Below are 12180 nucleotides of genomic sequence, written 5' to 3' on the forward strand. Positions count from 1 at the left end.
AAATTTGCTTCAGATTTTAGTCAGAAATACAAAATGCCCACTATTAGACTAGATGAGCATGCCGTATCGTTATTGACAAAATATAGATGGCCGGGTAATATTAGACAATTAAGAAATATTGCTGAGCAGGTTTCTGTTTTAGAGGAAAATAGAGCTATTACAGCTGCAACTTTGAACGGTTACCTACCCCATAACACTACAAGCAATTTACCTGCCGTAGTCTCAAACACTAAATCTGAGAGTGATTTTAGTAACGAAAGAGAAATTTTATATAAGGTATTGTTTGACATGAAAGGAGACCTCAACGATCTTAAAAAGTTGACGATGGAGCTCTTAAAAAACAATGATTCTGAAAAGGTTCAAAAAGACAATGAAAACTTGATCCGTAAAATTTACGGTAACGATGATGAAGAAGACGTCGATATTGAACATGAAGCACAAGAAGATTCTTCTATGAATCTATTGCACCTACCTGAACCCAAACAAGAAGAAGCTTCTATTATTCAAGAATCTTACGAGGACAAATATCATTTTGCCGAAGAAATTCAAGAAGAAGAAACCCTATCTTTACAGGAGAAGGAAGTAGAGTTGATTAAAAAATCTTTAGAACGTAACCGCGGAAAAAGAAAGGCTGCAGCAACAGAATTAGGTATTTCTGAACGAACACTTTATCGCAAAATAAAACAGTACGACCTTTAATCTAAAACGAATCTCAATTCAATGAAATACCTTAAAAAATCTTTACTATACACACTACCCATAATCTTACTACTAAGTTGTGGTGTATATAATTTTACCGGTGGTAATGTAGGTGAAGCCAAAACCTTTAAAGTAAATTATTTTCAGAATTACGCTACACAGAGTCCCGGTTCTACTTTTGAACCAGGGGTTGATAGGGATTTCACTTTGGCCTTACAGGACAGAATTCAAAATCAGACGAGTCTAGAACTAATAAGTACCGGTAATCCCGATCTATTATATGAAGGTGAAATAACCGAATATAAAATTTCACCTATGTCTGCAACTGCGGCACAAACAGCAGCACAGAACAGACTGTCTATTAGAGTTAAAGTACGCTTTTACAATCAGCTAAAAGAAGACGCAGCTTTTGACCAAAGTTTTTCTTTCTTCTATGATTATGATGCTGACACACAATTAGCGACCATTAAGAGTGAAGCTCATGAAATCATTTTTGAACGATTGACACAAGATATTTTCAACGCCTCATTGGCAGATTGGTAAATTACATGAACGTTAAGGACTTTACATATTTTCTAGAACATCCTACCAAAGTGGTAGAACCCATACATACAAAACATCTAGAAGATATTATTGACGAATATCCTTATTTTCAAGCTGCACGAGCATTACACTTAAAAGGATTAAAAAATCTAAATAGCTATAAATACAACAAAGCGCTTAAAGTAACTGCAGCATATACTACAGATAGAGATGTTCTTTTTGAATTTATAACATCTAAAGATTTCTTACAATTTGACCCTACCAAAAGTACCATTGCCGAAATTGAAGAAAGCAAAGAAATTGAAATAATAGAGGAGGTCGAAGAAACACCTACGGCAGACCAAATTGAAATTGCTGAAAATGAAGAATCTCCTATTACAACAGAAGAAGTAAGTACACCAGATGAATCTACCGAAGAAGTAGAAGTTCAAGAAATTGAAACTTTAGAACCTGATGCATCAGATATTATTGTCGCAGCTACCACTGCCTCTCTTATAGCTCCATCCGACGATAAACCATTACCACAAAACGAAGAAGATGCCGACAAAATTCTAGACCCAGCATTATTTCAATCTAAAAATCCTGCCAATACCGAAGATGAAAATGCTCTTGACATAGGCAAACCATTAACTTTTGATGCTAAAGAAAAATATTCTTTTTCTGAATGGCTTAGTCTCGCATCAAAGAAACCTTTAGAAAAATCTGAAGATAATATTGCTGAAGAAGTTCATGAAGAAATTATTGAGCTCCAAGCTGAGGTAAAAGAAAGCAAAATTGAAAAAACCATCTCTAAGGCACAAGAACAGAAAGTTACCCCAAAACCAATTAGAGAACCCAAGGTTAAAAGTGAAGCAATTAAAAAGAAATACGACCGTATAGATAAGTTTATAGCTTCTAACCCTAAAATTGTACCGACAGAACAAAGTGCGATCATAGATATCTCAAGCTCTTCTAAAATTGACCATAACGAGCTGATGACAGAGACTTTAGCGAGGGTTTACCTGGAACAAAAAAAGTATAAAAATGCAATTCAAGCTTACAAAATTTTAAGTTTGAAATATCCAGAAAAAAGTAGTTTCTTTGCAGACCGAATTAAGACGGTAGAAAAATTACGAAAAGATAATAAATAATTTAGAATGAGTACATTTTCAATTTTCCTAATACTTATCATTGTTGTTTGCTTATTGCTAGTATTAGTGATCATGGTACAAAATCCAAAAGGTGGCGGACTTTCTTCTTCTTTTGGTGGAGGAGGTAACCAAGTTGTTGGTGGAGTTAAAAAAACAGGTGACTTTTTAGATAAAAGTACTTGGACCCTTGCAGGTTTGTTAATAGTTTTAATCTTAGCATCTAACGTTGCCCTTAAAGGTAACTTTGGTGATGCAGATTCAAAATTATTACAAGGTGATGATATTGAAACCGTAGTGCCAGAAGCTCTGCCAGAAACAGTAACACCACCTGTAACTAACGAGGCTACACCGTCGGATAGTTTATAAAAATACTACTACAATATATTTTAAATGCCAGCTTGTCATAAGCTGGCATTTTTTGTTTACAATTTGTCAGGAAATAGGCAATGGCATAATTTCTGCCTTTGCATACCCACGAAACTAAAAATCAATTTTAAAAATTAATAATTATGGCTAAAGTTAATATCAAACCATTGGCAGACCGAGTTCTTATCGAGCCAATGGCAGCTGAAACTAAAACTGCATCTGGACTATATATTCCTGATACCGCAAAAGAGAAACCTCAGAAAGGTAAAGTTGTTGCCGTAGGTCCTGGAACAAAAGATGACAGTGTTACCGTTAAAGTTGGTGATACAGTTCTTTACGGAAAGTATGCTGGTACTGAATTAAAATTAGAAGGTACCGATTATTTGATGATGAGAGAAAGTGATATTCTTGCTATTATCTAATAACTAGCAATTGGCTGCTGGCTTTTAGCCATTAGCCTATAAGTTTTTATTTAAAAATTAATAATCTTCTTGACTTTATACCCAGTGTAAAAAGTCATAAATCAAAATAAAATTAAAGATGGCAAAAGATATTAAGTTTGATATAGATGCAAGAGACGGCCTTAAAAGAGGTGTTGACGCATTGGCAAATGCTGTAAAAGTAACATTAGGACCAAAAGGTAGAAACGTTATCATCAGCAAATCATTTGGTGCTCCACAAGTAACTAAAGATGGTGTTACCGTTGCAAAAGAAATTGAATTAGAGAACCCATTAGAAAACATGGGCGCACAAATGGTGAAAGAAGTTGCTTCTAAAACCAATGACCTTGCAGGTGACGGTACTACTACCGCAACTGTACTTGCACAAGCTATCGTAAAAGAAGGTTTGAAAAACGTTGCTGCAGGTGCAAACCCAATGGATTTAAAAAGAGGTATCGACAAAGCTGTAGAAGCTATCGTTGCAGATTTAGCTAAACAAGCTAAAAAAGTAGGTGATTCTTCTGAGAAAATTAAGCAAGTTGCTTCTATCTCTGCTAACAACGACGAAACTATTGGTGATTTAATCGCTCAAGCTTTCGGTAAAGTTGGTAAAGAAGGTGTTATCACCGTTGAAGAAGCTAAAGGTACCGATACTTACGTTGACGTAGTTGAAGGTATGCAGTTTGACAGAGGTTACCTTTCTCCATATTTCGTAACCGATTCTGAAAAGATGGTTTCTGAATTAGAAAGCCCATACATCTTGTTATTTGACAAGAAAATCTCTTCAATGAAAGATTTACTTCCTGTATTAGAGCCAGTTGCTCAGTCAGGTAAACCATTATTGATTATTGCTGAAGATGTTGATGGTGAAGCATTGGCTACATTGGTAGTAAACAAATTAAGAGGTTCTTTAAAAATTGCTGCTGTTAAGGCTCCAGGTTTTGGTGACCGTAGAAAAGCAATGTTAGAAGATATCGCAATCTTAACTGGTGGTACCGTTATTTCTGAAGAAAGAGGTTTCTCTTTAGATAACACTACTTTAGACATGTTAGGTACTTGTGAAAAAGTACAGATAGACAAAGACAATACTACTGTTGTTAACGGCGGTGGTGTTGCTAAAGACATAAAAACAAGAGTTAACCAGATCAAATCTCAAATTGAGACTACGACGTCTGACTATGACAAAGAAAAACTTCAAGAGCGTTTGGCTAAATTAGCCGGTGGTGTTGCAGTTCTTTACGTAGGCGCAGCTTCTGAAGTTGAAATGAAAGAGAAAAAAGATCGTGTTGATGATGCATTACACGCTACAAGAGCTGCCGTTGAAGAAGGTATTGTTGCTGGTGGTGGTGTTGCTTTAGTTAGAGCAAAATCTGTTCTTGCAAAAGTTACTACTGAAAATGAAGATGAAGGTACAGGTTTACAGATTGTTGCCCGTGCTATTGAAGCTCCTTTAAGAACTATCGTTTCTAACGCTGGTGGTGAAGGTTCTGTAGTTATCGCAAAAATACTTGAAGGTAAAGGTGACTACGGTTACGATGCTAAATCTGAAAAGTATGTTGAAATGATGAAAGCCGGTATTATCGATCCTAAGAAAGTAACTAGAGTAGCATTGGAAAATGCAGCATCTGTTTCTGGTATGATCTTAACTACTGAATGTGCTTTAACAGACATTAAAGAAGATGCTCCGGCAATGCCTCCTATGGGCGGCGGTGGCGGTATGCCAGGCATGATGTAAATCGACAGCGTCGACAGGCAATCATTAGCTTGTTCTTACAGTTTATATTATTTAAAACCGCTCTTGAAATATCAAGAGCGGTTTTTTTTATTTCAAAAATAAGCAACAAAAAAACCACCTTCTGAATATGAAGAAGGTGGTTTTGTCTTTCAAACAGTATTAACTAATAAAGCTACAACCTGACTATTAAAAAGCAGGTTTTCTAGTTAAGTTCCTTGTGCTTTTATTATAGCATACTACAAAATCAAATTACTGCTTGTTTCCATGATGTTGTCCATCATCAGAATTATCTTCCCTATATAAACAACAAGGATGAACACTATTATAAGCCTCATCTGTTGCTTTTAGTTCTTTAGTATCATGACCTACTTCAACGATAGCCATTTTAATTTTCATTGCATCGGTTTTTCTTTCATCCATAATAATATCCAACTGATGCGTTGGTATACTCCAATTGGCATACTTTACTCCTTTAACGTTCAATGCAGCTTCCTCAATACGCTCTTTACACATAGCACATTTACCATTTACATCAAAAGTCATTTTTTTGTTCTTGTCTTGCGCATAGGTAAGTACCGCAATTAGCATCATAGCTACTGATAAAATTGTTGTTTTCATTCTTAGTATATTAATTGTTATGTTTAAATTTTAAATCTGAATCCGCCATAGAACATTCTTCCCATTATTGGCGCAAACACTATTGTTGTATCAAAATTTGGACCAAACGGATCATTAGCACCTAATACCGGATTGCTTTGCTGTATATCAGATAGGTTTTCTGCTCCCAAATAAACCTCTATATTCTTTGAAAACACTTTTGTTATCTGAGCGTTCATATGGTTATATGGCGAAGAAAACTCCGCTAGCTGATATTCAACAGGATTACTACTGGTATCTGGCAACCGTTTTTTTCCCATGCTGTGCAAGGTATAATCAAACTTCCACTGTGAACCATTTTCCTTAGCTTCTGTTTCATACCCTAAATTAATAAAAAACCTATCTTGAGCTAGTAAAGGCTTTTGCAAACTACCACTCTTGTAATCTGTAGACACATCATAAAACTTATAGGATGTTCTAAAGTTCAATCGTGTTAAAAGCTCATAGTTCAATTCTATCTGAAAACTTTTAGCACTACTATCTCCATCTAGATTATAGAACGAAACTTCTTGTGGATTTTCCCAATCTACTACAATCTGATTTCTAAAATCTGTAATGTAATAATCTAACGAAATATCTCCTTTTTTATTCAAGAAATTAAACCCTTGCAAAAAACTTACTCCGTAATTCCAAGCATCTTCTGGATCTAAACCATACACGCTACCACCTGCATCATCAATATTGATAGTTCTGGCAGATGCAAATAATGATTGATTTTCAGCGAATATATTCGCAGCTCTTTTTCCTCGACCAAACGATCCTCTCAAACTTCCTTTCTCCCAAGGGGTGTACCTAATATGAAATCTAGGTGTTACAAAAGTTCCTAATCTGTTATGATTATCTACTCGTATACCTGCCGTTAGACTTACTTTTTCCAAGTTTTCATAACTATATTCAAAAAAGGCACCAACAGAATTATCTACACGAGAATAATCTGTAGCCGTCACCATTTCATCGTAACCATCATACGCAAAAGTAATTCCGGTTTTAAACTTGTTTCTAGTATCGCCTATGATTGAATTGAATATAAGATTACTATACAAGCTCTCATGATTGATATCATAAGTTCTAAAACCAAAATAAGAATCTTGCTTATGATAACTGTAAGAAGTTTGAAAACCTAAACTCTGAAAAGGTAATTCAGGAAATACATAACCTAGTTTCAATGACGTATCAAACCTGCGGGTATTAATCTCACTTCCCCATGCATTGGTCGTAAACTTATCCGTATCCGGATCAAAATCAACTTGCCCCACTTGCTTTTCGTCATTTAAAAAACGAACATTAAAGAAGCTAACAAATCCTTTTTCAGCATCTTGATATTGCCAACGGTTCATTACATTTAACTGCTCCCCTAACGGCGCATCTAAAAATCCGTCTTCATTATCATCTTCTATCTGCGTCCGTTTGTTTCCATGTATATACAATCCTGTACTCCACTTATCCGTTAGCTTTCTGTTGAAATGTGTATTCAACTCATAACGCCCGTTTTGGTTAGCATAACCGTTTACAAAAACCGCATTATCCGTTAATGGTTTCACTAGCTCAGTATTTATTTGTCCAGATATACTTTCATATCCATTAACAACGCTACCCGCGCCTTTGGTAATCTGAATACTCTCTATCCATGTTCCTGGAGTAAAACTTAAGCCATATGCCTGTGATGCACCACGCACCATAGGAATATTCTCTTGGGTAATCAATAAATATGGACTGGTCAAACCCAACATCTGTATTTGCTTTGTACCCGTTAACCCATCAGACAAATTCACATCAATCGCAGGATTGGTTTCAAAACTCTCTGCCAAATTACAGCATGCTGCTTTCAACAGCTCTGCACTATTGACCGTGATAACATTCTGCGGACTAAAATATGTCTTCTGAATAGCATCTCGCTCTTGCTGAACCACTACCTCATCTAACTCATTGGATGGTTTTAAACTAATTCTTAAATTTTTAGGTTCATTTACCGTCAATGTATCTGACTCAAAACCTACATAACTTATAATCAATCTATTGAATTCCTTTAAATATGGAATTGAAAACTTACCATCAAAATCTGTAACTACTCCCGTTTGAGAATCTTGCCAGTAAACATTTGCCCCTGAGAGACTCAAGGCATTTGCACCTTCAGAATCCAGCACTACACCCTCTACTTTCTCTTGCGAAAAAGCAAGTCCAGACAGCAAAGTCATTAGTATTACTATTATATATTTGTTCATTTATTTTTATTCAATTTTATTTATCAATATTTACTGTTCGTAGTCGTAATGCATTTGCAATGACCGAAACAGAACTAAAACTCATAGCCAAAGCGGCTATCATAGGCGAAAGCAACATCCCGAAAACAGGATACAGCACTCCCGCCGCAATTGGTATACCCACCGAATTATATATTAATGCGAAAAATAAATTTTGTTTTATATTCTTCATAACCGCATTACTAAGGTTATATGCTTTTACAATTCCATGTAAATCCCCTTTAACAAGAGTAATTGCAGCACTTTCAATTGCAACATCCGTTCCCGTACCCATGGCAATACCCACATCGCTTTTTGCCAAAGCAGGTGCATCGTTAATGCCGTCTCCCGCAACAGCTACCTTTCTTCCTTCAGATTGTAAAAGTTCTACTTCAGCCAATTTATCCTGCGGAAGCATACCCGCCTTAAAATCTGCTAGACTTAATTGCTCCGCTACCGCTTTTGCTGTATCATGATTGTCTCCGGTAAGCATTATCACCGCAATACCGGCTTTCTGTAGCTCTTCAATAGCTTTTTTACTGGTCTCTTTAATTTTATCTCCAATTGCAACGAAACCAACTGCCTTATCACCAATTGCCAAGTAAGAAACTGTTTTTCCAAGTTTTTGTTGAGAAACTACATCTGCCTTTAAACTATCTAAAATGGATACTTGAGCTTCATTCATCATCTTCTCGTTACCCAAGGCTATAGACTCACCATTTATTTTACCAGTGACGCCCATTCCTGTAACCGAATTAAAATCTTCAACTTTTAACACATTTACATTATTCGCCTTTCCATACTTTACAGTTGCATCTGCCAAGGGATGCTCACTTTGCTGATTTAATGAAACAATATATTCTAGAACCTTTTCTTGTTGAATCTCAGAAATACTACCCACCTTTTCTACCGATGGTTTCCCTTCTGTAATGGTACCGGTCTTATCTACAATTAGCGTGTCAATTTTATCCATTCGCTCTAAAGCTTCTGCATTCTTTATCAGCACACCAGATTGCGCACCTTTACCAACACCCACCATAACGGACATTGGCGTAGCCAAACCTAAAGCACATGGACATGCAATTATCAACACAGCAATAGCATTTACCAAAGCATATACATAAGCAGGTTCTGGTCCAAAAATGACCCATACCACAAAAGTGACAACAGAAATAAAGACAACGACAGGAACAAAATAACTTGATATTTTATCCGCCAATTTCTGAATAGGCGCCTGACTACGACTAGCCTTGTTCACCATTTCTATGATTTGTGACAACAAGGTATCTGTACCCACTTTTTCCGCAACCATTACAAAAGACCGCTTACCATTTATAGTACCCGCGCTTACTGTATCACCGATTACTTTTTCTACCGGAACCGGTTCACCTGTAATCATAGATTCATCAACCATGCTTTCGCCCTCTTGCACAATACCATCAACAGGTATTCTATCTCCTGGTTTTACGCGAAGTAAATCACCTTTTATTATGTCATCTATTGCAATTGTTTCCTCTTTCCCATCCACAATACGAATTGCTTTATTTGGAGCTAGCTTAAGAAGTTCTTTTACCGCAGAATTAGTTTTACTATGTGCACGAGCCTCTAATAACTGCCCAAACAAGACTAGAGTTAATATAACCGTAGTTGCCTCAAAATATACGTGAACCGTACCTTGATCTGTCTTAAACTGCGCAGGAAAAAAATCTGGCACCAGAATAGCGAAAAAACTAAACAACCACGCCACCCCCGCACCAATACCGATTAAGGTAAACATATTTAAATTCCATGTTTTTACAGAGCGATAAGCACGCTCAAAGAACATCCAAGTTGCATAAAACACCACAGGAATTGATAATGCAAACTGCACCCAATTCCAAGACCTTAAGCTTAATATGTTTTGCAGTGGATTATTAGGAATCATTTCTGACATTGCTATAATAAAAATGGGCAATGTAAAAGCGACAGCTATTTCAAACTTTTTTAAAAGCTTATAATAACTTTTCTCTTCTGCAGAAACATCAGCTTGTTTTGGAACCAAATCCATACCGCAAATAGGGCAATCTCCAGGTTCATCACTAACTACCTCTGGATGCATTGGGCACGTATATTCTTGACCCCTATGAGCCGAGGCACTTGCCTCTTCAACCAAATCCATACCACAAACCGGACAATCGCCAGGCGCTGTATAAGTTTTATCTCCTTCGCAGTGCATAGGGCAATAAAAAGTACCATTGCCATTTTCTACTTTCTTAGGTTTTACCTCTTTGTGCTGTTGCCCTCCTAACTCATGAATAGAATAATGACCACCATCTGCTTTCATAACACCCTGCAACTTCTTCAATGACAATTCTTTGTCCATCTCTAAAACCGCTTCTGCTTTCTCTAAATTCACTGCGGCATTAGACACTCCCTCTACAGTAGATAAAGTGTGCTCTACATGAGATCTGCAGCCATTGCAGGTCATACCACTTATAGTATATGTATGTTTCATTATGAGATTATAATTTCTAACAGTTACTCAGAACTGTCTCTACTTTCTTGTTTTTTTTCAAAAATCTATAATCGCAACTAAAACTTTTAAAAGCTATTTATAGTTTACAATAGAATTAAAGAAAAGGAATACTGAATAAAAGTAGTTTTTGATTAAACTGCATTTACGAACTAAAGCCGGTAGGCAGTGCTAAAATCAAATCAAGAAAACTTGGTGTAGAATATTCAAATCCTCAGCCAGTGTTGGTGGCGGATATGAATTAAAAGGAATATTATTTTCAACGGAATCTTTAAATAAATCTAAGTATGCATTTGTAAAAGAAACCAGAAATACCTGTTGTGAAAAATCGAATTTTGAAAAATCGCGCGTCAAATCATCTTGACCTTGCATGGTAAAAGCCTCATCAGCACAACAATGTTTTTTAACCGAAGGCGCATCTTCCAACAAAGCCAAACCAGCCTTCATTCCACAATCTTCGGCATGATTAAACAAAGCTACATCCATAACACGCCCCATGCACAAATGCTTTTCTACCGTCCAAGATATAGTAGACAGTAACAATAGCATTGCCATGAAAACCGAAAAAAGTTTATGTAGCAATTGTTTCACATTGTAAAATTACAAAATATTGAATAGCCGAGTATGTTTACTGCATTTCTTTAACGAAATTTTTCGTTAAAGAAATATCTTACAAAATATACGATTCTAAAAAAAATTAAGTTAAAAGAGTTAACACATTAACAAATAGCAATCAATAAACACTAATCATCAAAATTAAAAATCATGAAAAAACAAATTAAACAGGTCTTCTTAATATGCACCATTGCCCTACTTATAGGCAGTTGTAGTTCTGACGACGGGTCAATTTTTGACACTCCATTACCAGATGACACCGCAGGAGAAGATGGTACTGATGACTCTGACGAGCCAGAAGTGGCAACAATAGTTTTTAACGAAGCTGTTCCTTCTTCAAACATAACAACGGCATCTGCAAGTGGTGAAGCAGGTACTAACGTTACAGGTAGAGTTATTTTTACATCTGACGCTACAACGCAACGTAGAATGTACATTACACAAAACTATTTAGGACAAGGAGAAATGCCTTTTAGCTCTTTTGATTTGGTAAGCGACGACTTAACTAAAGCTTTAAAAGCTGATGGCTCTATAGATTTAGATGGTGCCACTAAGAAAGAAATCGATTTTTCTTTTCCACTTCCTGTTCCGGATATTGAAAACGGAGAAATTGTATACTCTTTTTGGACAACTACCGGTAAAGGTGACTTTAGGGACAGCGAAAAAAGATTGGCGTTAGGTGTAGGTCAAATTACGGTAACCGTAGGTACAGGTACCAACCCAGTTGCTGCAGTTAGAGAATTTACAGACATTAAACTTTTTGCTCCAGATGTAAATGGTAACACGGAAACATTCTTCTCACTATTAAATGAAACCGTTTATAAAATTAATGTAGGACCTGAATTTAGAGCTTTCTGGGATTTTGGATATTACTATGGCGCTTCTGGTGATTCTGCAGATGACAATGCTTCTTTTGCTTCAACAGAACAATATGATGCTTCTTTTGGATTTCCTGTAGAAGGATTAGAGCCTGGTGCAGATGAAGAAAATGCTGCAACAGAAACATTGAACCAAATGTTCTTTTCAACTTCTGCAACTATAGATGTTGCTGCTTTTGATGCTATCACCTTAAATGGTGAATTAGATTTTATTGCTAGCTCAAGTTCACAAAAAATAACCAACCTTAGCGTAGGTGATGTTATTGAGTTCGTTGACAACTATGGTAAGAAAGGTTTAATTAAAGTTACCGCTATCGAAGCTGGTTTCAACAATAACGATTTTATTGAATTCGATGTTAAGATTC

Annotated in this window: 11 protein-coding genes; 7 read left to right on the forward strand and 4 right to left on the reverse strand. The window is 36.2% G+C overall.

The features are described from left to right. The 6 genes from ABJI11_RS01705 to groL all read left to right on the forward strand — a co-directional run. A partial coding sequence (locus ABJI11_RS01705) for a helix-turn-helix domain-containing protein (protein ID WP_348348842.1) occupies window positions 1-699 on the forward strand: 699 nt, incomplete at its 5' end. 21 nt (window positions 700-720) lie between these two features. Then, the gene (locus ABJI11_RS01710) at window positions 721-1242 is read left to right on the forward strand and encodes an LptE family protein (protein ID WP_348348844.1); all 522 of its coding nucleotides are present in this window, start codon (window positions 721-723) and stop codon (window positions 1240-1242) included. 5 nt (window positions 1243-1247) lie between these two features. Then, window positions 1248-2372: a hypothetical protein gene (locus ABJI11_RS01715; protein ID WP_348348846.1), complete on the forward strand. Its 1125-nt coding sequence runs from the start codon at window positions 1248-1250 to the stop codon at window positions 2370-2372. Between the two features lie 6 nt (window positions 2373-2378). Then, entirely contained in the window at window positions 2379-2738 is a 360-nt protein-coding gene (gene secG / locus ABJI11_RS01720; protein ID WP_276493662.1) for a preprotein translocase subunit SecG, read from the forward strand. 143 nt (window positions 2739-2881) lie between these two features. Beyond that, complete coding sequence (locus ABJI11_RS01725; RefSeq protein ID WP_036156781.1) at window positions 2882-3160, forward strand: co-chaperone GroES; 279 nt, start codon at window positions 2882-2884, stop codon at window positions 3158-3160. Window positions 3161-3278: 118 nt separating this feature from the next. Continuing rightward, window positions 3279-4913 (forward strand): chaperonin GroEL, encoded by a 1635-nt coding sequence (groL, locus tag ABJI11_RS01730; protein WP_348348848.1) that lies wholly within the window; start codon window positions 3279-3281, stop codon window positions 4911-4913. 249 nt (window positions 4914-5162) lie between these two features. On the opposite strand, the gene ABJI11_RS01735 is transcribed toward groL, so the two are convergent. The 4 genes from ABJI11_RS01735 to ABJI11_RS01750 all read right to left on the reverse strand — a co-directional run bounded on the left by ABJI11_RS01735 (window position 5163) and on the right by ABJI11_RS01750 (window position 10877). Beyond that, window positions 5163-5531 carry a metal transporter gene (locus tag ABJI11_RS01735; protein ID WP_276493660.1) on the reverse strand — a complete coding sequence of 123 codons (369 nt, stop codon included), beginning with the start codon at window positions 5529-5531 and terminating at the stop codon, window positions 5163-5165. A gap of 23 nt (window positions 5532-5554) precedes the next feature. Continuing rightward, window positions 5555-7792 (reverse strand): TonB-dependent receptor, encoded by a 2238-nt coding sequence (locus ABJI11_RS01740; protein ID WP_348348850.1) that lies wholly within the window; start codon window positions 7790-7792, stop codon window positions 5555-5557. Between the two features lie 16 nt (window positions 7793-7808). Beyond that, on the reverse strand, window positions 7809-10304 hold the full coding sequence (locus ABJI11_RS01745; RefSeq protein WP_348348852.1) for a heavy metal translocating P-type ATPase: 2496 nt from the start codon (window positions 10302-10304) through the stop codon (window positions 7809-7811). Window positions 10305-10499: 195 nt separating this feature from the next. Further along, entirely contained in the window at window positions 10500-10877 is a 378-nt protein-coding gene (locus ABJI11_RS01750) for a hypothetical protein (RefSeq protein WP_348348853.1), read from the reverse strand. Between the two features lie 210 nt (window positions 10878-11087). Here ABJI11_RS01750 and ABJI11_RS01755 point away from each other — a divergent pair. After that, the coding region (locus ABJI11_RS01755) for a hypothetical protein (protein ID WP_348348855.1) at window positions 11088-12180 on the forward strand (1093 nt) is incomplete at its 3' end.

Origin of the sequence: Maribacter sp., from assembly GCF_039968975.1 — a bacterium.
GTDB lineage: Bacteria > Bacteroidota > Bacteroidia > Flavobacteriales > Flavobacteriaceae > Maribacter.